The sequence below is a fragment of the Mesorhizobium sp. 131-3-5 genome, from assembly GCF_016756575.1.
GTDB classification, from domain to species: domain Bacteria; phylum Pseudomonadota; class Alphaproteobacteria; order Rhizobiales; family Rhizobiaceae; genus Mesorhizobium; species Mesorhizobium jarvisii.
Map to the genome: position 1 here is coordinate 6,299,435 of NZ_AP023254.1, position 20,601 is coordinate 6,320,035.

The window sequence follows — 20,601 nt, forward strand, 5'->3', positions numbered from 1 at the left end:
GACGCCGGACTTCCGGCAACGATCGAAAGAACATCGGCCCGCGTATGGAGGTGGCGAGAGTGAGAGAGCCCTTCAGTTTCGGTGTCCCGGAACGTCGGCGCTTTGCCATGCAGTTTGGATACGACATGCGGCCGTCCTTCTGGCAGGGAGTCCGTTCGAACTCGCATCTGGTGATTGCCGCGGTCGGCACCGCCGCACTGCTCGGCGTGGCCGCGGTGGCGCTCTGGCTGGCATTGCCGACGAGCGAGCGGCAAGCAGCCGCCAGCCAGGAACAGAGCATTCCGACCATTCCGGTGAAAACGACGAAGATCGTCCCGGCCGGAACCACGGTGGCCGCGGCGACCGTGCCACAGCCCGCCCGCAAGTCCGACCAGGTCTCACCGACGATGGCGACGGCGAAAGCAACCATACAAACGCTAGCGGCCAATGATCCCCGCTGGACTGGAGCGCAGCCGAAGGCCGCTTCGGCGGCACCCGATCAGGCGGCTGCCCCCAGCCAGGCGGCCAATCAGGCTAAGCCGACGCCAGACAAGCCGGCCGTCGCGGCGGCATTCGCGCCATCGGCGACCGATACTGATGCCGCCAGCGAACTTGCCAAGGTTGCCGCGCCGGCACCAGCGGCAAGCAGCAATCCGGATGGAGCCAAGACCGCCGCGATCCCTGAAGTGCAGCCACAAGCGCCCGAACAGCAGCCGACGGCGAGTGATGATGGCAGCAAGGCCAAGGCCAAGCCACGCAAGGTGGCGGCGGCCGGCAACGGGCGCATCCTGAGACCGGTGACCATGCGCAGCGGCCCGAAGAAGAACGCAGCCGCCATCGGCACTGTGCCGGCAAGAACCTCGGTGCAGGTGATGAACTGCAAGCAATGGTGCCAGATCGTCTACAACGGCAAGACCGGCTGGGTCTACAAGAGCTACATCAAGACCGGCGGCTGATGTACCGGCGCATTTGCGGCTGAGGCCGGACTCGCCACCGCACGATTTGCGCCCTGCCGGTACAAGTCAAACTTGAAGTCACAGGCTCGGTCGAACCGACCTGCGCCACAATGACGATGCGCTTCAGATGCAGCGGCCGCCATCGACCTCCAGCGCCACGCCGGTGATGAAGGCAGCTTCGTCCGACGCCAGCCAGAGTGCGGCATTGGCGATGTCGAGCGGCGTCGAAAGCCGGCCGAGCGGGATCGAGGCGCGGAAAGTCTCGCGAATCTGCGGCGTATCGGCGCCCATGAATTTCTCCAGCATGCCGGTTTCGCCGGCGACCGGGCAGAGGCAATTGACGCGAATGTTCTTCGGCGCGAGTTCCACCGCCATCGACTTGGTGGCGGTGATCGCCCAACCTTTCGAGGCATTGTACCAGGTGAGGCCGGGTCGAGGCCTGAGGCCAGCGGTGGAGGCCGTGGTCAGGATAACGCCGCCACCTTGCCGCTCCATGATCGGCACCACGGCAAGGGCCGCGTGATAGATCGCCTTCATATTGACAGCGGTGATCAGGTCGAAGGTTTCCTCGTCGACCTTCAGCATGTCGCCGTTGCGGTGCGTGTAACCGGCATTGTTGACCATGATGTCGATGCGGCCGAAGGCGCTTTTGGCGGCATAGACCATCTCGTCGAATTCGGAGCGCAGCGAGACATCGGTCTGCGTCCAGATGGCCGCCTCGCCGATCTCACCGGCGACGCGCTCCGCACCCTTGGCGTTGAGGTCGGCCACAACGACCCTGGCGCCTTCCTGCGCGAAGCGCTTGGCCATGCCTTCGCCGAAGCCGGATGCCGCGCCGGTGATGATGGCGACCTTGTTTTCCAGACGCATGCTTTTCCCGCTCATCGATGTCTTCCTGGGACCAATAGAGCGGCTGACCGGCGCGGCCGATGCCGCGACAGACAAGGCGCTATTTCTCCCTTAGCTTTCGTCACATTCACGTTCTATGCTGCAACTGCGAAAGCTTCCGGAGTCTTCGTTCACCGACAAGCCTCCGGCAAGCGCCAGTGTCAAGCGCACATGTGGATCCAATCAATATCCAGCGATTGGTCCTCGATGTGACACCATGGCACTGGAAAATTTAAATCGATTAGAATATATCAGCCGCGTACTCGCGACCGGCGTCAAAGCGGACAGACCATGACCAGCCAAATCATTCCCGTCGACCCTTTCGACTTCATCATTTTCGGCGGCACCGGCGACCTGTCGGAACGCAAGCTTCTGCCGTCGCTCTATTATCGCCAGCGCGACCACCAATTCTCCGAGCCGACACGCATCATCGGCACATCGCGCTCGAAAATGAGCGACGAGGAATTCCGGGCCTTCGCCAGCCAGGCGATCTCCGACCACGTCAAGCCGGCCGATATCGACGCCAAGGAGTTGAAGACCTTTCTGGCGCGGCTTTCCTATGTCTCGGCCGATGCGACGAGCGGCGCCGGCTTCGACAAGCTTAAGAAAGCGATCGGCGAGAGCGAGAGCATCCGCGCCTTCTATCTGGCCGTTGCGCCGGCGCTGTTCGGCGATATCTCGCACAAGCTCAAAGAGCACAAGCTGATCACGCCGAATTCGCGCATCGTGCTGGAGAAGCCGATCGGCCGCGACCTTGCCTCGGCGCAGGCGCTCAACGATCTGGTCGGCGACGACTTCCACGAAAGCCAGATCTTCCGCATCGACCATTATCTCGGCAAGGAGACGGTGCAGAACCTGATGGCGCTGCGCTTTGCCAACGCGCTTTACGAGCCGCTGTGGAATTCCGCGCATATCGACCACGTACAGATCACCGTGGCCGAGACCGTCGGCCTGGAAGACCGCGTCACCTACTACGACAAGGCCGGCGCGCTGCGCGACATGGTGCAGAACCACATGCTGCAGCTGCTCTGCCTCGTCGCCATGGAGGCGCCGTCGTCGATGGACGCCGACGCCGTGCGCGACGAGAAGCTCAAGGTGCTGCGGGCGCTGAAGCGCATCAACGGCAACGAGGCGCCGAAGCACACGGTGCGCGGCCAGTATCGCGCCGGTGCATCGGCCGGCGGGCCGGTAAAGGGCTATGTCGAGGAGCTCGGCAAGGACAGCAACACCGAAACCTTCGTGGCCATCAAGGCCGAGATCGGCACCTGGCGCTGGGCTGGCGTTCCGTTCTACCTCAGGACCGGCAAGCGGCTGGCGACCCGGGTTTCGGAAATCGTTATCGAGTTCAAGCCGATCCCGCATTCGATCTTCGGTGACAGCGCCGGGCCGATCTTCGCCAACCAACTGGTCATCCGGCTGCAGCCCGACGAGGGCGTCAAGCAGTTCATCATGATCAAGGATCCAGGCCCAGGCGGCATGCGGCTGCGCCAGATCTCGCTCGACATGAGCTTCGCGCAGTCCTTCGACGGCCGCGCGCCCGATGCCTATGAACGGCTGATCATGGACGTCATCCGCGGCAACCAGACGCTGTTCATGCGCCGCGACGAGGTCGAGGCGGCGTGGAAATGGATCGACCCGATCCAGAATGCCTGGGAAGGCGCCAAGCAGGAGGCGCAGGGCTATACGGCAGGCACATGGGGGCCGTCGGCCTCGATAGCGCTGATCGAACGTGACGGGCGGACATGGCACGAGAGCAATTGAACGGCGCCAGCTACAACTGGAACGCTTTCCCCGACCGTCCGCAACTGGCAGCGGCGCTGGCCGGCCGCGTGGCCGACCGGCTAACCAAGGCGATCGCCGAGCGCGGCACGGCCGTGCTGGCCGTCTCCGGCGGCACGACGCCGGCAAAATTCTTCGCCGCCCTCTCGGCGATGCCGATCGCCTGGGACAAGGTGATCGTGACGCTGGTCGACGAGCGTTTCGTGCCCGCCTCCTCGCCGCGCTCCAATGCCGGGCTGGTGGCCGCCAATCTCTTGCAGAACGCGGCCAAGGCGGCGCGATTCGTGCCCCTCTACCATGAGGCATCGGGCATCGAGGATGCAGCGGCATCCGACGATGCGGCGCTGCGCTCCCTGCCCTGGCCGCTCGATGTCGTGGTGCTCGGCATGGGGCCGGACGGCCACACCGCCTCGTTCTTTCCCGATGCCGACGATCTGGCCAAGCTGCTCGACCCGGCCTCGGACCGGATCATCCTGCCGGTCCACGCGGCCAGTGCGGGCGAGCCGCGGCTCACCTTGACGCTGGCGCGCATCATCGATGCCGGCTTCATCGCGCTGCACATAGAGGGCGAGGACAAGCGCGCCGCCTTCGACGGCGCGGTCGCGCCCGGACCGCGAAAGCCGATCCGTGCCGTTCTCGACGCCGCGCCCAGGCCAGTAGAGGTTTTCTGGGCGCCCTGATTTTAGATTTAGTGGTCCCGGCAACGGCGGGAGGATGTTTCCGGGACCTCGCCTGAAAGGACCGACCGCCATGACCGCAAGACGCGACATCGAAGCCATCACGGAGCGCATCCGCCAACGTTCGAAGGCGGGCCGCGAGCGCTATCTCGGCCGTATCGCCGAAGCGTCGAACCAGACCGCCAACCGGTCGGTTCTGTCCTGCGGCAACCTCGCCCACGGCTTTGCGGTGTGCAGCCCCTCGGAGAAGCTGGCGCTCGGCGCCGACAAGGTGCCCAATCTCGGCATCATCACCTCCTACAACGACATGCTGTCGGCGCATCAGCCCTTCGAAACCTTCCCTGCCCTGATCAAGGAGGCCGCGCGCGAGGCCGGCGGCATCGCCCAGGTGGCCGGTGGCGTGCCGGCGATGTGCGACGGCGTCACGCAGGGCCAGCCCGGCATGGAATTGTCGCTGTTCTCGCGCGACGTGATCGCCATGTCGGCGGCGGTCGGCCTGTCGCACAACATGTTCGACGCCGCCGTCTTTCTCGGCGTCTGCGACAAGATCGTACCGGGATTGGTGATCGCGGCGCTGACCTTCGGCCATCTGCCGGCGGTGTTCATCCCGGCCGGACCGATGACGACCGGGCTTCCCAACGACGAGAAGGCCAAGGTCCGCCAGCTTTATGCCGAGGGCAAGGCGGGGCGCGCCGAACTGCTGGAAGCCGAGTCCAAATCCTACCACGGGCCGGGCACCTGCACCTTCTACGGCACGGCGAACTCCAACCAGATGCTGATGGAGATCATGGGCCTGCACACGCCCGGCGCCTCCTTCGTCAATCCCGGCACGCCGTTGCGTGATGCGCTAACCCGCGAAGCGACGAAGCGGGCCCTCGCCATCACCGCGCTCGGCAATGCCTATACGCCGGTCGGGCGGATGATCGACGAGCGGTCCATCGTCAACGGCGTCGTCGGCCTGCATGCCACCGGCGGCTCGACCAATCATACCATCCACCTGATCGCCATGGCGGCGGCAGCCGGCATCGCACTGACCTGGCAGGATATTTCCGACCTCTCGGAAGCGGTGCCGCTTCTGGCCCGCGTCTATCCGAACGGGCTTGCCGACGTGAACCATTTCCATGCCGCCGGCGGGCTCGGCTTCCTGATCCGCGAACTGCTTGACGAAGGCGTGTTGCACGAGGATGTGCAGACGGTGTGGGGCGAAGGACTGCGGCCCTATGCGGTCGAGGCAAAGCTCGGTGCCGACGGCTCTGTGGTGCGCGAGGCCTCGCCGCAGGCCAGCGGCGACGAAAAGGTGCTGGCGCCGTTCCACAAGGCGTTCCAGCCGACAGGCGGCCTGAAGGTGCTGGCGGGCAATCTTGGCCATGCCGTCATCAAGACCTCCGCCGTCAAGCCGGAACGACGCCTCATCGAGGCGCCGGCGAAGGTGTTCGACAGCCAGCAGGGCCTGAACGATGCGTTCAAGGCCGGCACGCTCACTGGCGATTTCATCGCCGTCATCCGCTTCCAGGGTCCGAAGGCCAATGGCATGCCGGAACTGCACAAACTGACGACCGTGCTTGGCATCCTGCAGGACCGAGGCCAGCGCGTCGCGCTGGTGACAGACGGGCGCATGTCGGGCGCTTCCGGCAAGGTCCCGGCGGCGATCCATGTGACGCCGGAAGCCGTCGAGGACGGGCCGATCGCCCGGATCCATGACGGCGACATCATCCGCCTCGACGCCGATGCCGGAACGCTGGAGGTGCTGGTGCCGGGAACCGAGTTCGCGCTGCGCCGCACCGCCGAAGCCGACCTCATCGGCAACGAGTTCGGCTTCGGCCGCGAGCTTTTCGCCGGCTTCCGGCAGCTGGTGGGCCGTGCCGACCATGGCGCCAGCGCCTTCGGAACCGCCTGATATTCCTGACTTCCAAAAGAAAAGGGCGGCCTTGAGCCGCCCTTTTTTGTTTGTCCTGCCGGATGCTACTCGACTTTGAGTTCACTCCGCTCGCCGGCCTTGACCGTGAAGGGCGTTTCCTTGTCGGCCTTGTCTGTGGTGAAGTTGGTCACGAGCACGTAGTCGCCCGCCGCCAGCGTGGACTGCATCTTTTCGCCATAGGCGTAGGTCACCTGCTTGCGTTCGCCCTGGATGTTCTTCTTGGCCTCGTAGATCTTGAAGCCATCCGCGCCTGGCGCGTCGACGGCCAGGACGCCCGCGTTCAGCGTCACGTTGACATCGGTCATCTGCCCGACCGTCACGCTGAAAGGCTGTTCCGTGGACACGGCCTGCACGTCGACACCGATCACATAGTCGCCCGGAGGCAGATCGAACTGGCTGTCGGGGCCGTAGGCGTAAGTCACCTGATCGCGGCTGCCATCAAGCTTCTTGGCCGCCTTGTACACCTTCCAACCCACATCGGTTTCGGCCTTCTCGCCGCCCTTTGTGTAGAAGGCGTTTGCCTTGGCCTTGCCGACGCCGACGATCATGTCCTTGTCGACGACCTGGCCGGCGGCAAGCTGCATGGTTTCGCTTGCCTCGCCGGCTCCCAGCTTCACGGTGACCTTGGTCTCGCCGGCCGGAACGACGAACTTGACCTCGCCATAGTTGCTGTCCGACGTGCCGCCGGGATAGGCGATGCTGATCTGCGCATTGCGGTCGACATCGGCGCCTGGCGCCGGCCGGGCGTGGATGGAGAGCTCGGCGGCGTTTAGATTGAGCGCAAGCTCTGTTGCCTTGTCCGCCGTCAGCGTGACCTTCTGCTCGGCCTTGGCGCCGCCGCTCGAGGCGACGACGATGTAGTTGCCAGCGGGAACGTGGAATTTGACAGCATTGTAGCCGTCATTGACATGGTCTCCACCGACACCTTTGGCATCGTCCGGAAAGACTTTATAGTAGACGTCGATCTTCGGCACCTCGCCGCCCTCTTTCAAGAACGCTTGCGGGATGAGGTTGTAGTCGACCTCGGCGGCTTTCGGCGCAGGCGCCGGTGCGGGAGCCGGTTCAGGCGCGGGTGCCGGCGCCGGGGCAGCGACGGTTTCGACCAAGGCTTCCTGCAACGCCTTCTCATCGGAGGCCTGGATGTATTTGCCGCCGGTGTTTTCAGCCAGGCACGCGATCTGCTTGCCCTCGTCGGCTGTCAATCCGAAGCCGACGACATCGGCGGTGAAGTCGACGCCGGATGCCTTGAGTTCCTTGCCCAGTGCACAGGGGTCGCCGCCGCAGGTTTCGAGCCCATCGGTGATCAGGACGACGGTTGCCTTGTCCTCGGTGTATTTCAGCGCTTCCGCCGCCTGCTTGACGGCCGCCGTCAACGGCGTCTTGCCAAGGAATTTCAGACTGTCGGCGGCATCCGTGATGGCGCTTGCCGAGCCTGCCTGAGGCGGCACGATCAGCTGAATGTCCTCGCAGCTGCCTTTTTCGCGATGGCCGTAGGCCATGAAGCCGATCTCGTCGTCGGCGGGAACCGATTGAAGCACGGTCCTCAGAGATTCCCTGGCGATTTCGAGCTTGGGCTTGCCGTCGATCTGCGCCCACATCGAGCCGGAAGCATCAAGAATGATGATGACCTTGTTTGCGGCAAAGCCGAACGTCGTCATCGACAAAAGGAGGATCGCCGCAGCGAAGCTCCGCGCAAATACCGCCATCGAAATCTCCTGAGTTAGCCCCCTAATCCGCACAGGGAAGCTATTTGAGGCGGCGTCAGGACACAAGCCCGGCGCGGCCGTGTCGCTCAGGCCTCTGGGCGGGGAAAAAAGCGTTCATGCGGCAGGATCGCCCGAGCAGCAGGCGTCTTGGAGCCAGACCGAAGCCCCGGCTCAGTAGGTGGTGCGGCGCTCTTCCGAAGGCGGCCTGCCGAACTGCAGCCGGTAGCTCTGGGCGAAATAGGAGTGCGAGGTAAAGCCGGTCGCGATCGCCACGTCGAGGATCGGCATGTTGGTCTGGCGCAGCAATTCGCGCGCCCGCTCCAGCCGCAACCGCATGTAGTAGCGGCCCGGCGTGACGTTGAGGTGGCGCAGGAACAGACGCTCGACCTGGCGCACCGAAAGGCCGGCCGATTTGGCGAGTTGCACCGCCGAGAGCGGCTCGTCGAGATGGTCGGCCATCAGCTCGACGATGCGCCTCAGCTTCTCCGACTTGCCGGTCAGATCGCGTTCCGGCCCGACGCGCTGGCGGTCGCCGGCCGAGCGGATGCGCTCGTGCTGGAACTGGTTGGCGACGCCATTGGCGAGGTTCGAGCCGAAATCGCCGCGCACGATCTCCAGCATCAAATCGATCGAGGTCGTGCCGCCGGCGCAGGTGTAGCGCTTGCGGTCGATCTCGAAGACATTGCCGGTGCAGTTGATGTCGGGGAAGCGCTCCATGAAGCCGGCGCGGTTTTCCCAATGGATGGTGCAGCGGTAACCGTCGAGCTGGCCGGCCTCGGCCAATAGGTAGGACCCGACCGACAGTGCGCCGAGCGCGTTGCCGCGCCGGCCCCAGCTGCGCAACGCCGCCAGAACCTTGCTCTTGCCGGGAAATTCGGTTGTCAGCCCTACCGAAACGAAGAGGATGTCGACCGGCGGCAGGTCGGCGACGGCATAGTCGATCTTGAGAGGCAGGCCGTTGGACGCCATCACCGGATCGCCATCGGCCGACACCGTGGTCCAGCCATAGAAATCGCGGCCGAGCAGACGGTTCGCCGACCGGAACGTGTCGATCGCCGCGGCCAACGAGAACATGGAAAACTTGTCGACCAGCAGGAAGGCGAACTGCCGGCCACCTTGAACGGGATCAGTCGTGACCGGCCGTTCCGGGGAAATGGTGGGGTTCGGCAAAACTGGCGCTTTCAGGGTCAACCCGGGCTCAGAAGGAGGGCCGCTTCAATCCGGCCGCAAGGTAGGCAGAAGCTAACGTATTGGCCATCAGCATGGCAATGGTCATCGGCCCGACACCGCCGGGCACCGGCGTGATGGCGCCGGCTTGCTTGGCCGCCTCGGCATAGGCGACATCGCCGACGAGGCGCGACTTGCCCTCGCCCTTCTCCGGCGCGGGAATGCGGTTGATACCGACATCGATGACGGTGGCGCCCGGCTTCACCCAATCCCCCTTGATCATTTCCGGCCGGCCGACGGCGGCGACCAGGATGTCTGCCGTGCGGGCAAGCGCCGGCAGTTCCTTGGTGCGGCTGTGGGCGATGGTGACGGTGCAGTTGGCGGCAAGCAGCAGATTGGCCATCGGCTTGCCGACAATGTTGGAGCGGCCGACGACGACGGCGTTGAGGCCGGACAGGTCCTTGCCGCGCACGCGCTCGATCAGAAGCATAGAGCCGGCCGGCGTGCAGGGAACGAAGGCCGTGTCGAGCTCGCCCGTGCCGAGCTTGCCGACATTGATGAAATGGAAGCCGTCGACATCCTTCTGAGGCGCAATCGCCTGGATGATCTTGCCGGCGTCGATATGGGCGGGCAGCGGCAGCTGCACCAGGATGCCGTTGATGGCCGGATCGGCGTTGAGGTCAGCGATGATCTTGAGCAACGCCTCTTGGGAAGTCTCGGCCGGCAGCGTGTGCTGGAGCGAATGAAAGCCGCATTCCTTGGCCGTGCGCGACTTGGAAGCGACATAGACCTGGCTGGCCGGATCCTCGCCGACGATGACCACGGCCAGACCAGGCTTGGCGTTGCCCTTGGCGACCAGCTCGGCGGTCAACGCCTTGACCGTCCGCACCACATCCTCGGCAACGCTCTTTCCGTCAATCACTTCGGCCATGAACCATCCTCAACCCTGTTTCGCGCAACGCCGCTTTCGAGACGCGATGTCCCGGCGCCGGCAACATGCAGTGCGGCATTGTCACGAAAATTCCGGCACGCAATCCCGTCAAAGCGCCGTCCAATGCCGTTTACGCGAAAACCGGGAGGGTTTTATTCGGCCTCGGTGATGTATCGTGCGGCTCAGAAGTAGCGGCGGCGGGCGCGGCTCTCGGTGAGTTCGCGGACCGCCTCGCGGAATTCGCGCAGGCTGGCACGAATTTCCTCGATCGGCGCCTGTTCGGCGCCTTCCTCAACCGGCGAAGGCTCCACCGATGGCTGCGGTGGATAGGCCGGTGGTTGCGGCGGCGCGGGCTGCGGCGGATACGGCATGTGCCCGGCATAGGGCGCCATGGCTTGGGTATAGGGGTAACCTGCAGGCGGCGGCGCCTGCCAGGGCTGCATCGAGCCGGCCTGTAATGCAGGGGGATAGGGCGGCGGAGCCGGATAGATCGGCAGTGGCGGCATCAGGGGCGACCGTGACGGCGGTCCCATCGGCTGGGAGTAGGTGGCATCGAAGCCTGGCGGGAAAGGCGGCCGCGAGTAGTCCGACGACCGCGGCATGAAGGCGGCATCCGGATTCGGGAAGCCGGAGGGCATAGCAGCATCCGCCGGCCGCGCCTTGTCGCCAAAGGCGGCGAATCCGCTGTCATCGTCCGCCTCAGTGGATGGCTTGCGGGACAGAGCATTGCGCAATTTCGCCATGAGCGCGGCGACCCGCCCGGGCCGCTTGGCGGGAGCGGCTTCGGCCTGTGCCAAGGGCGGTGGCGGTGCTGGTGGCGGGGGTGGCACCGGCGGCACGGGCGCTGCCGGCATTGGCGACGCGGGCGGCGGTGCTGCCCGGAATGCCTGGTCTTCGACAGGCGCCTTGCGGTCGCGGCGCGAGCGCGATGTGGCGGTCTCGCGCAGGCTTTCATAGGCGCCGCGCATGGCACCGAGACCAACACCGGAGGCAAAGCCCAGGAACAGGCCGGCAAGCGCCATCACGACCCGCGATGGACCGTTCGGCTCGAGCGGAATGGAGGGCGGCGAGATGACGGTCATATTGGCGGTATTGATACCCTTCTGCTCGCCAATCTCCTTGGCGCGCAGAAGATATTGTTCATAGACCGAGCGCTTGGCCGCGGCGTCGCGTTCCAGTTCGCGCATCGAGACCAGGTCGCTGTTGACGTCGCCGCTGCGGACCTTCATCTGCGCCAGTTGGGACGAAAGGTCCTGTTGGACCTGGATCGAGCGTTTCAGGTCAACCTGCAGCGACGAGGCGATGCGGCTGAGTTCCGCGGCAATGCGATCGCGTGCGCCGGCCAGCTGCGCGTTGAGCGCCTGGAGTTCGGGATGGCGCGGACCCAGCCGGACCGCGGCACGATCGGCCTCCTGCTTGAGCGTGGCATATTGCGCGCGCAGATCGCTCATCGTGTTGGAATTGATTTCTTCCGGCAAAGTACCGCCAAGCACCGAATTGACATTGATCGAGCGGGCGGAGGCAGCGCGGGCGTTCAGTTCCGCCGTACGCGCGCGAGCAACCGACAGTTGCTCGTTGACCTTGAGCATCTGATCATCGCTGATCAGGTGGCCCTGCGCGTCGACAAGGTCGTGCGTGGCCCTGAAATCCTCGACCTTGCGCTCGGCCGCCTCGACGCTTTTGCGCATCTCCTCGAGTTTTGCCGTCAATTCGTTGTTGGCCCGGCCGGCGGTGAGGGATTGAAATTCACCCGAGGTCTGCAGAAAGACATCCGTCATCGTTTCCGCGATGCGCGCCGATTTCTGGGCGTTCTGGGTGGTGACGCCGATCATGATCGTGGAGGTCTTGCCCGCGCGCTCGACCGAAAGGCTTTCAGCCAGATTGCCGACGGCAAGCGACAGGCGACGCGGTTCATCGGCACCGCCTGGTCCGTCGTGGCGCAACAGGATCGAGCGGATCAGTAACATGGCGCCCAGGCCGCCCGAGCCTTGGCCATTGAACTCCGGATCGTCGGCGAGATTGAGCTTGTTGACGACCTTGCCCAGCACCGTGCCCGAGGTCAGCAATCTGATCTGGTTTTCGACATTGACGAGTGTCGCGTCGGGAACAACCGCCATCTGGGTGAGGTCACGGTCCGAAAGTTTCAGGTCGCGCGGATCGACGACCAATTCGGTCATCGATTCGTATTTCTTCGGTGTCGACAGCGCGATCGCGATGCCGAGCCCGGCACCTATCAGGGTGGTGGTGATGATCAGCAGTTTCGACCTGGCAATGCCACGCACGACCTGCATCGGATCGATCAGCGGCTTCCACTGTTGATCGTCCCTGCGATCGTCAAAGGATGCATTGGGCTCGCCTGCCTGGCGGGATCCGGCCGTGTCATGCGAGCGAGTGCTGCCGGAAGGTTCTCCAGCGGACTGCCTTGAATCCGGCATGGCCGGCTGCAGATTGTCGGCGTCCTCTTGCGAGCGCCAGGCGTCGTCTTGTGCAGCCGCTTCCCGCTCTGGCCGCAAGCGTTCTGTTCCGGCGGCGGCGGACGGCGTTGGGTTCGTCCGCGCTTCGCGCCGTGAACGGGCAAGGCGATGGCGCGTGGCGGCATCCTCGCGCCATGCCGAATCCGCGCGATCGCCTATCGAGACCAGGGATGCGTCGTCCTCACCGCGCATGGCCTGGCCGAGCGCCAGCAACGAACGCTCGCGCCTCCAGTCTTCACGGTTTTCCCTGTCGACCATTGTCTTGGAGCTTCACTCTTTGGCCGCTGGGCAGCGGCGGTCGGCTATTCGTTAAGCCACGCTAAACAAGCATAGGAAACAAAAGGTTAATTTCGGCAGGCCGGCGTGTAAGCTTTCCATAACCTCAAGTGCCGGAATTTCAGCGCCTTCGGGCCTCAGAACGGCACGTTAAGCTTTCCCGCCTATGGCTTCCCGGCACATGACCGAAGCTCGCGGCATACCGCAAAGGCGCACTTTCGCCCGGATCGGCACTTTCGTGGCCGAGCGACGGGGGCTGGTGCGCGACTATTTTTCGGCGATCAGCGGCGCCGGCGGGCGACTGGTGTTTTCGCTGGCCTATTTCATCGCCCTTGCCAACACTTTGTCGATCTCCGAATTCGGCATGTTCGCCACCGCTTCGGCGGCCGGCGTGATGCTGTCGCGGATCCTGGCCTTCGGTTTCATCTCGGCGCTCTACCGCACCGCCACCATCCGCCCCAATCTGATCGGCACCTTCACGGCCGGCTTCCTGCTGCTCGGCGTCGTTTCGCTGCCGCTCCTGACGCTGGCCTCGTTCGGGGTCTACCTGATCTTCTTCGCCGGCACCGTGCCGCTGTCGGTGTTTTCGGCGATCGTGTTTGCCGAAGCGCTGTTGTGGCGGCCGGTCGAGGTGGCGCTGATCGTCAACAATGGGTTGGGCAAGTTCGGCCGCGCTGCGATCCTGGCGATCATGGCGACGGCACTGCGGGCGCTTGGCGCGGTGCTGTTCATGGTCTCGGCGCAACACAGCATCTGGGCGTGGTCGTGGTTCTATATCGGCGCCAACGCCGCCTCGCTGGTTCTGGCTTTCGGCTGGTTCTATCCGCGCCAAAGACTGCGGCTGCGCATCGAGCTCTATCTCAGGCGGCTTGCCGATTCCATCTACGTCGCCGGCGCGGAAGTGTTGTTCTACCTGCAATCGGAATTCGACAAGCTGCTGGTGCTGGCGATCGGCGGCCCGCATCTGGCCGGCATCTATGCCATCATCATGCGGCTGGTCGACCTGACCGCGATCCCGATCCGCACCTTCTCGATGATGCTGGTGCAACGCATGATGCGCGCGCCGGACCTGTTGTCGCGGCTGGCGGTCAAGAGCGGCATAGAAGGCGGCGTGTTCCTGGTTTCGACGCTGGCGCTGCTGGCGCTCGGCATCGTGCTGCATTTCTTCCCCAACGCCCTCGGCAGGAACGTCTCCGAGGCCGCGCCGCTGGTGGCGCTGGCAATCTGCGTTCCGGGATTGCGCAATCTGGTCGAATACCAGGCGGAGCTTCTGTTCGCGCGCGGCCAGACGGCGGTGCGGGCGCTCAATCTCGGCTTGTTAGCCGCCCTGAAGGCGCTGCTTTTGACCTATGTGCTAACCACCATCACCGATACGTCAACGCTGGTGCTGTCGCTCAACATCGTCTTCCTGCTGCTCTATCTCGCCTCGATGCTGCTTACCTATTCGGCGCTGCGCAGGCCGGCGAAAGCAATCTGAATTCAGGTCAGGCCGGCCTGCAAACAGCGGCTCCCTGCGCTTCCGGTGCTCACGTACAGTAGTACGCTCCGCTCCGGTTCTCGGAAGCCACTGTTTTCGGCTCGTCCTGACCTGAATTCCTGCTCAGGCTAACCCAGCCCGATCAGACGACGGATGCGGCCGATATCGGTGCCGATGAAGGATTGCATGCCGATCGCCACCTGCTGCGGCGCCATGCCGGCAACGAAGCGGCGAAACTCGTCGTCCGATAAGGCCTCTCCCGTCCAGTGGACGCGGCAGAATTCCTCAGAACCGTGGAAGTGGCCGGCACCGTCCTGCAGATCGTCGACATAGCGACCATAGATCATGCATTCGGAGAATCTGCGCGCCGAGCCCACCACCTCGACCCAGGCGCGGCCATGGGCCTTCTCGATCTGGCCGCACATGGCAAGCACGGTGTCGCGGCGCCAGGCGATCAGCGTCGAGATATAGTCGTGGGCCGACGCGCGCGACGGGTCGATGCCGAGCGCGGAACCCGCATTGGTCGACCAGATGCGATGCTCGTCGTGACCGTCATCGGCAAGCACGCCGTCGCGGCGGAACAGCCGCGCCTTGCCGTCGCGCCAGAAGGCGCCGCAGTCAAAGGCCTTCAGGAAAACGACGTCGGAATCGCAGAAGACCAGAACGTCTTCCCGGGCATGCGCCGCGATGGCGATGCGGCGCAGCTGCTGCACGTGCCAGCCACGCAGCGGCTGCGTCTTCAGGCTGAACCAGACACGCCGGCGGAACAGGCTAAGCGGATCGTCGAAAGCGCGCAGCCAGTGCGGCAGCAGGTCACGCTCGTCGACAACTGTGCGCCGGTTGGTCTCCAGCTGCCGGAAAAGCGCGACGTCGCGGTGTTCGACCAGGATGTAGTGGTGCGCGGCGCCGGAAACATGCCGTTCAAGCGTTTCGCACAACAGGCGGCAGCGCTCGAAATCCGGCGCGTAGCTCGCCGTCACCACCGCCGCCGTCGGCGTCTCCGGCAACAGGCCCGGGCCGACGAGAGCGTCTGGAACGAACCTTTTGTTCAACGGAGCTCTCCGGCCGTTTCGGCGCCGCGCGACCATCTCTGCTTGACGACCCGCCACAGGAACACCGGATTGCCGACGACGTAGCGGCGCCAGAGCCGGCCCGGCTCGACCGCCAGCCGGAACAGCCATTCCAGGCGCATGCGGCGCATCCACAGCGGCGCGCGGGGCACCGAGCCACTCAGGAAATCGAGCAGTGCGCCGACCGCGACCGGCATCGTGCAGTGGCGTTCGTCGATGTGGCGGGCGATCCACAGTTCCTGGCGGGGCACGCCCATGGCGACCAGCAGCATATCGGGCCGCAGCGCCGCGATCCGGCCGATGATCTCCGGCTCCTGCGCGGCGGAGAAATAGCCATCATGAATGACCACGAAATTGTGCTGCACGGCAAGGGCCGCGAGCTTGACCGACGCCGCCTCGGCGTTGACACGCGTCGCGCCAAGCAGGCCGACGGTCAGCGGCCGCGTCGAGGCCTGCAGGAAGGCCGGCACGAAATCGGTGCCGTTAAGATTGTCCGGAAAGGGCGCGCCATAGAGAAGCTGCGCGGCGAGATCGACGCCGATGCCGTCCGGCAGGATGAGGAAATCGTCGAGCGCCTCGGCGAAGACCGGGTCTGAATAGGCGATGTTGGCATTGTGGGCGTTGAGGAAACTGACCTTGGTGAAGCGCCGCTCGGCAATCAGGCGGGCAAGCAGGGCGATGGCATCGTCCCAGCGGATGGCGAGCACGGAGATGCCGAGGATCCTCTTCAAGCTGTCGAGCCCGAAGGCCGCGCGGGCGGTGTGCATATTCATGCAAACACCTCCTGCCTGACGGCCCCGAGTTTTTCCAAGCCATGCCGGATGGCGACATCCAGCGCCTTGACCTGCCGATGACGGAACGCGCCGCCATCGACGTCCCTGATATCGGCGGCCGCGGCCTCCAGGGCCCTGGCGAAGCCGGCCGGATCGTCGGTGACGACGCAATTGTCGGGGCGATGGTCGATGCCGCGCAATGAGCGGCTGGTGGCGACCGAAGGCAGGCCGAGTTCGAAGGTCTCGATGGTCTTCAGCTGCACGCCGCTGCCGGCGGTGCTGATCAGCGGGACGACGGCCGCGCCGCACACGAACGCCCTGGCATCCGGGACACGGCCGACAAACTCAACGCCCGGATGCGCCGAGGTGACGCCCGAAGGCACGTGGCCGGCGATGCGGATGCGGAAATCGGGCCGCAGATGCGGCACCACCTTGCCCAGGAACCAGTCAAGGCCAATGCGGTTCGGCTGCCAGGTCCAGGTGCCTATGAGGGCAGCGTCGCATTCAATCCGGCGCGGGCCGTTCCGGGTTGGCGCCTCGGCGCCGGTCACCAGCGGCAGCACCGCCGATCGGTCGGCGGCAGCGACACCGAGTGCCGCCCGGTCTTCCTCGGCCAGCGTGAAGACATAGCGTGCGCGGCGGCAGAGACGCTCTTCCACGACCTTGAGCAGCCTTGCCTCGCGGCGGAACAGCAGGCGCTGGAAGGGGCCGGCGGCAGCAGCCGCGTTCTCCCGCGCCGAGAGATGCTCGACATTGTGGGCGATGAAGATCGAAGGCTTGTCTTCGAAGAGCTTTTCGAAGGCGCCGGCGAACTGGACGGAATTCAGCACATAGCCATCGAACGGCCCGGCCTGTTCGAGAGCGGCCTGCACTTCGTGCTCGGATACCGCACGCAGCTTGACCGAGGCGAAGGTAAGGCCCGACAGCATCGCCTTGCCGACCCAAGCGAGCTTTTGCGGCGCCGAGGCGCTTTCCGTGCGCACGTCGATCGCACCCAGCACAACGGTGTTTTCCGGGTCGGCCGCGGCCTTCCCGGGCCAGGTGAAACCGATGACCGTGACGCGCGCGCCGGCCCGCCGCAACGCAGCGATGATCGCAGCATTGGCGATCTCGTAGCCCGAGGCGAGAGCGCCGTCGGGCACGATCGATGTGGCGAACAGCAGATGCATCTCACCTATCCTGTGGTGTAGCCGGTAGCAAAGCGCGGTGAACCCTTGATTAAGCGAGCACAATCAACGGCCGAAAGCCCCTGCCCGACGGGCCTCTCCGTGCAAGGTGATTAACGAAACCTTATCACCGTGGTGCTACCAGAACGCGACTCACCATGTGGCTGGACACGGATGATCCCTTTGCCATCGGATGGTTCGGTATCGATCGCTGGACGGTCTCCCCGGCTTAACGTCGAGGCTGTCGAAGCGGTCGTCACCTTGCCTACCTTCAAGCGGCCCGAACAGGTGCTGGAAACGCTGGTTTCGCTGCGCGCGCAGCGGACCGGCAGGCGCTTTGCCGTCATCGTCATGGAGAACGAAGCCGAGGCGCGGGAAGGCGCCAAGGCGGTGCTGCCGCTGTTCGAGCGTGGCGGGATGCCGGGCATGGTCATCATCGCGCATGAGCGCGGCAATTGCAGCGCCTACAATGCCGGCTGGCAGACGGCGATGCTGCACTTTCCGAACTTCAGGCATCTGCTGGTCATCGACGATGACGAGATCGCCGATCCGCACTGGCTGGAACGCATGTGCACGGCTGCCGAGACGCTCGGCGCCGATATTGTCGGCGGCCCGCAAGTGCCTGTCTTCGCAGACGCTGTCCATGCAAGATGGGCGGAGCATCCGGTGTTCGCGCCGCCCTACCGGGAAACCGGGCGCGTGCCGGCGCTCTATTCGTCCGGCAATCTTCTGGTCGGGCGCAACGTGCTGATCGCCATGGGGCCGCCCTTCCTCGATCTCAGATTCAACTTCATGGGCGGCGGCGATTCCGACTTTCTCAGCCGTGCGGCGCAGAAGGGCTTTGTGCTCGGCTGGTGTGCCGAGGCCAAGGTTCGCGAGACCGTCCCGGCGCGGCGCGTCGAGCCCGACTGGATCCGGGCCCGCAGCCTGCGCAACGGCGTGATCTCGACGCTGGTCGAGAAGAAGAAGCGCGCCGGCACGCCGCTGGCCGGCGCCAGGGTGCTGGCGAAAAGCCTGGCGCTGCTGGCCGCCGCGCCGTTTCGTGGCCTGGTCCGGCTGGCGCGCACAGGATCGCCGGCGATCGCCATCTACCCCGTCCATGTGGCGCTCGGCCGCGTGCTGGCCGAATTCGGATATGCCAATGAGCAGTATCGCCAGCCCGAGAAAAACTGAGCGCGCCCCGCTCAGCGACGCGTTCACGCGCGACGGCGTGGCGACGGCCGTCGCCGCACTGCTGTTCACCGTCATCATGGTGTCCTTCCGCCCGTTCCAGCCGGCAGGCGCCGAACTCGCCGGCGACGGCGGCGACATCGTCAATCAGCTCGGCTTCGGTTCGCTCGGCGCCATTTCGATCTTTTCGCTGATGGCCTTCGCCGATCCGCGCATCGTGCGCTCGCTGTTCAGCCCGTCCTGGGGGCTGATGCTGGGCTTCTTCTTCCTGTCGGTGGTGCTGGCGACCGACCCGCCCTCGGCGATGCGCGCCGCGTCCTTCACCATGATCGGCATCCTGACCATGGCAACGATCCTGGCGCTGCCGCGCGATGTCGAGTCCTTCTCGAAAGTCATCATATTCACCGCCGTGGTGGTGATGGGCCTCTCCTATGTCGGCCTGATCGTCTTTCCGCACGAAGCGCTGCACACGGCCGATTCCCAGGAGCCCGAACATGCGGGCCTGTGGCGCGGCGTGTTCACCCACAAGAACATCGCAGGCCCGATCATGGCCTGCTTCAGTTTCGCCGGCCTCTACCTCTACCGGCGCGGGCAACGCTGGTGGGGCGCGGGTATCTTCTGCGCCGCGATGATCTTCATGCTGCACACCGGCTCCAAGACCACCGCCGGCCTGGTGCCGTTCTCAATCCTGATCGTCGTTCTGCCGAGCCTGATGGGCATGCGGCTCGGCACGCCGATCCTGTTTACGCTGGCGATCATCGCCACCGCGGTCGGCACGCTGGGCATCGTCTTCCTGCCGCCGGTGAAGCATCTGGCGGCGATCTATTTTCCCGACATGACCTATACCGGCCGCACGACGCTGTGGGAGTTCGCCGGCTCGATGCTGGCGAAGAAACCATGGACCGGCTACGGCTATGAAAGCTTCTGGGGCACGCCGCTGCTGCTCAACCAGGACCAGCCCTTCGACCGGCCATGGGATATCAGGACCATCGTGCACGGCCATGACGGCTATCTCGACATCGCCGTGTTGATGGGCATCCCCGCCCTTTGCGTGGCGGTCTATACTTTCCTGATCGCGCCGCTGCGCGACTACATGCGCATTCCGCTGCGCAAGGAAAACATCTATCTCGGCGACTTCTTCATGATGGTGGTGCTGTTCACCGCGCTCAACGCTTTCCTCGAAAGCTTCTTCTTCCATCGCGGCGACCCGGTCTGGCTGTTCTTCGTGCTCGGCGTGCTTGGCCTGAGACAGGTGTCGCTACGGCCGATCCCAGTGCGTAGCTCCAACCGTAACGTGCGATCGCCCGGTCCGTCCTGACGGGGCTTCCCCCCTGAACCGTGAGCGTCTATGTCAAAGCCTTCCTTCGGAGGGCTTTCGATGACGATCAGGCTTGTTCTCGCCGGCTGCGGCAATATGGGTTACGCCATGCTTTCGGGCTGGCTGAAATCCGGCAAGCTTGCACCCTCGGCGGTTTTCGTGGTCGAACCCAATTCCGAGCTGCGCCAGCGCGCCGCAACGCTTGGCTGCGCCACATCAGCGGATGCCAGTGAGATTCCGGGCGACGCCGTGCCCGACCTTGTCGTCATCGCGGTAAAACCCCAGGTGATCCGCGATGTCACCGCCGCCTACAAGCGTTTCGGCGACGGACGCACCACATTCGTCAGCATCGCCGCCGGCACGCCGGTCGCCACCTTCGAGGACATCCTCGGCGGCCGCGCGCCTGTCGTGCGCTGCATGCCCAACACGCCCGCCTCCATCGGCAAGGGCATGATGGTGGTGTTTTCCAACCCGCTCGTCTCGGATGATACCAAGCGCTTTGTCGCCGACCTGCTGTCGGCCAGCGGCGAAGTGGCCACCATCGACGACGAGGGTCTGATGGATGCGGTGACCGCCGTGTCGGGATCCGGGCCGGCCTACATCTTCCACTTCATCGAAGCGCTGACCGTGGCCGCCGAGAAGGCGGGCCTGCCGAAGGCAACCGCCAGGCTGCTCGCCATGCAGACGGTCTATGGGGCCGCCTCGCTGGCCGCCGAAAGCCAGGAGGAACCGGGCGTGCTGCGCCAGCAGGTGACCAGCCCGAACGGCACGACGGCTGCGGCGCTTGGCGTGCTGATGGGCGAAGACCGGCTGACCAACCTGCTGACGCAGGCCGTGGAAGCGGCGCGGCTGCGATCGATCGAGTTGGGGAAGTAA

The 20,601-nt window shown here is 64.9% G+C and carries 16 protein-coding genes; 8 read left to right on the plus strand and 8 right to left on the minus strand.

Annotation, left to right across the window (positions count from 1 at the left end; all coding sequences use genetic code 11):
• Positions 1-59 precede the first annotated feature (59 nt).
• Positions 60-935: an SH3 domain-containing protein gene (locus JG747_RS30625; RefSeq protein ID WP_027047236.1), complete on the plus strand. Its 876-nt coding sequence runs from the start codon at positions 60-62 to the stop codon at positions 933-935.
• Between the two features lie 123 nt (positions 936-1,058).
• On the opposite strand, the gene JG747_RS30630 is transcribed toward JG747_RS30625, so the two are convergent.
• Positions 1,059-1,805: an SDR family oxidoreductase gene (locus JG747_RS30630; RefSeq protein ID WP_020628988.1), complete on the minus strand. Its 747-nt coding sequence runs from the start codon at positions 1,803-1,805 to the stop codon at positions 1,059-1,061.
• A gap of 309 nt (positions 1,806-2,114) precedes the next feature.
• Here JG747_RS30630 and zwf point away from each other — a divergent pair, with 309 nt between their 5' ends.
• From zwf to edd, 3 genes are all read left to right on the plus strand, one after another.
• The gene (zwf, locus tag JG747_RS30635) at positions 2,115-3,584 is read left to right on the plus strand and encodes a glucose-6-phosphate dehydrogenase (RefSeq protein WP_019860336.1); all 1,470 of its coding nucleotides are present in this window, start codon (positions 2,115-2,117) and stop codon (positions 3,582-3,584) included.
• Positions 3,566-4,282: a 6-phosphogluconolactonase gene (pgl, locus tag JG747_RS30640; protein WP_069091308.1), complete on the plus strand. Its 717-nt coding sequence runs from the start codon at positions 3,566-3,568 to the stop codon at positions 4,280-4,282. The genes zwf and pgl overlap by 19 nt, the downstream gene beginning before the upstream one ends.
• 70 nt (positions 4,283-4,352) lie before the next feature.
• A complete protein-coding gene (gene edd / locus JG747_RS30645) occupies positions 4,353-6,176 on the plus strand; it encodes a phosphogluconate dehydratase (protein ID WP_019860338.1) in 1,824 nt (607 codons plus the stop codon).
• Positions 6,177-6,241: 65 nt separating this feature from the next.
• On the opposite strand, the gene JG747_RS30650 is transcribed toward edd, so the two are convergent.
• From JG747_RS30650 to JG747_RS30665, 4 genes are all read right to left on the minus strand, one after another.
• Complete coding sequence (locus JG747_RS30650) at positions 6,242-7,903, minus strand: vWA domain-containing protein (RefSeq protein WP_202360674.1); 1,662 nt, start codon at positions 7,901-7,903, stop codon at positions 6,242-6,244.
• A 171-nt stretch (positions 7,904-8,074) separates the two neighbouring features.
• The gene (locus tag JG747_RS30655) at positions 8,075-9,094 is read right to left on the minus strand and encodes a GlxA family transcriptional regulator (RefSeq protein ID WP_010914105.1); all 1,020 of its coding nucleotides are present in this window, start codon (positions 9,092-9,094) and stop codon (positions 8,075-8,077) included.
• 7 nt (positions 9,095-9,101) lie between these two features.
• A complete protein-coding gene (folD, locus tag JG747_RS30660; protein ID WP_019860340.1) occupies positions 9,102-10,001 on the minus strand; it encodes a bifunctional methylenetetrahydrofolate dehydrogenase/methenyltetrahydrofolate cyclohydrolase FolD in 900 nt (299 codons plus the stop codon).
• A gap of 182 nt (positions 10,002-10,183) precedes the next feature.
• A complete protein-coding gene (locus tag JG747_RS30665; protein WP_202360675.1) occupies positions 10,184-12,733 on the minus strand; it encodes a GumC family protein in 2,550 nt (849 codons plus the stop codon).
• Between the two features lie 199 nt (positions 12,734-12,932).
• On the opposite strand from JG747_RS30665, the gene JG747_RS30670 reads away from it, so the two are divergent.
• Positions 12,933-14,228, plus strand: coding sequence for a lipopolysaccharide biosynthesis protein (locus JG747_RS30670; protein WP_038644617.1), 1,296 nt, complete (start codon positions 12,933-12,935; stop codon positions 14,226-14,228).
• Positions 14,229-14,356: 128 nt separating this feature from the next.
• Here JG747_RS30670 and JG747_RS30675 read toward each other — a convergent pair whose 3' ends face one another.
• Genes JG747_RS30675 through JG747_RS30685 form a run of 3 tightly spaced genes read right to left on the minus strand, consistent with a single transcriptional unit; the run spans position 14,357 to position 17,240 of the window.
• Complete coding sequence (locus tag JG747_RS30675; protein ID WP_202360676.1) at positions 14,357-15,280, minus strand: DUF6492 family protein; 924 nt, start codon at positions 15,278-15,280, stop codon at positions 14,357-14,359.
• Positions 15,277-16,071 carry a WecB/TagA/CpsF family glycosyltransferase gene (locus JG747_RS30680; protein WP_019860344.1) on the minus strand — a complete coding sequence of 265 codons (795 nt, stop codon included), beginning with the start codon at positions 16,069-16,071 and terminating at the stop codon, positions 15,277-15,279. Before JG747_RS30680 ends, JG747_RS30675 begins: the two co-directional genes overlap by 4 nt.
• Positions 16,068-17,240 carry a glycosyltransferase family 4 protein gene (locus JG747_RS30685; RefSeq protein WP_069091303.1) on the minus strand — a complete coding sequence of 391 codons (1,173 nt, stop codon included), beginning with the start codon at positions 17,238-17,240 and terminating at the stop codon, positions 16,068-16,070. Before JG747_RS30685 ends, JG747_RS30680 begins: the two co-directional genes overlap by 4 nt.
• 171 nt (positions 17,241-17,411) lie before the next feature.
• Here JG747_RS30685 and JG747_RS30690 point away from each other — a divergent pair, with 171 nt between their 5' ends.
• The 3 genes from JG747_RS30690 to proC are packed head-to-tail and all read left to right on the plus strand — an operon-like array spanning position 17,412 to position 20,601.
• Entirely contained in the window at positions 17,412-18,410 is a 999-nt protein-coding gene (locus JG747_RS30690) for a glycosyltransferase family 2 protein (protein ID WP_202360677.1), read from the plus strand.
• Entirely contained in the window at positions 18,379-19,725 is a 1,347-nt protein-coding gene (locus JG747_RS30695; protein ID WP_202360678.1) for an O-antigen ligase family protein, read from the plus strand. The genes JG747_RS30690 and JG747_RS30695 overlap by 32 nt, the downstream gene beginning before the upstream one ends.
• A gap of 60 nt (positions 19,726-19,785) precedes the next feature.
• Complete coding sequence (gene proC, locus JG747_RS30700; protein WP_038652107.1) at positions 19,786-20,601, plus strand: pyrroline-5-carboxylate reductase; 816 nt, start codon at positions 19,786-19,788, stop codon at positions 20,599-20,601.

Bases quoted from the DNA above. Each gene is read 5' to 3' on its own strand.
- JG747_RS30630 (WP_020628988.1), bottom strand. From the start codon at position 1,805: ATGCGTCTGGAAAACAAGGTCGCCATCATCACCGGCGCGGCATCCGGC.
- zwf (WP_019860336.1), top strand. From the start codon at position 2,115: ATGACCAGCCAAATCATTCCCGTCGACCCTTTCGACTTCATCATTTTC.
- pgl (WP_069091308.1), top strand. From the start codon at position 3,566: ATGGCACGAGAGCAATTGAACGGCGCCAGCTACAACTGGAACGCTTTC.
- edd (WP_019860338.1), top strand. From the start codon at position 4,353: ATGACCGCAAGACGCGACATCGAAGCCATCACGGAGCGCATCCGCCAA.
- JG747_RS30650 (WP_202360674.1), bottom strand. From the start codon at position 7,903: ATGGCGGTATTTGCGCGGAGCTTCGCTGCGGCGATCCTCCTTTTGTCG.
- folD (WP_019860340.1), bottom strand. From the start codon at position 10,001: ATGGCCGAAGTGATTGACGGAAAGAGCGTTGCCGAGGATGTGGTGCGG.
- JG747_RS30665 (WP_202360675.1), bottom strand. From the start codon at position 12,733: ATGGTCGACAGGGAAAACCGTGAAGACTGGAGGCGCGAGCGTTCGTTG.
- JG747_RS30670 (WP_038644617.1), top strand. From the start codon at position 12,933: ATGACCGAAGCTCGCGGCATACCGCAAAGGCGCACTTTCGCCCGGATC.
- JG747_RS30680 (WP_019860344.1), bottom strand. From the start codon at position 16,071: ATGAATATGCACACCGCCCGCGCGGCCTTCGGGCTCGACAGCTTGAAG.
- JG747_RS30685 (WP_069091303.1), bottom strand. From the start codon at position 17,240: ATGCATCTGCTGTTCGCCACATCGATCGTGCCCGACGGCGCTCTCGCC.
- JG747_RS30690 (WP_202360677.1), top strand. From the start codon at position 17,412: ATGATCCCTTTGCCATCGGATGGTTCGGTATCGATCGCTGGACGGTCT.
- JG747_RS30695 (WP_202360678.1), top strand. From the start codon at position 18,379: ATGAGCAGTATCGCCAGCCCGAGAAAAACTGAGCGCGCCCCGCTCAGC.
- proC (WP_038652107.1), top strand. From the start codon at position 19,786: ATGACGATCAGGCTTGTTCTCGCCGGCTGCGGCAATATGGGTTACGCC.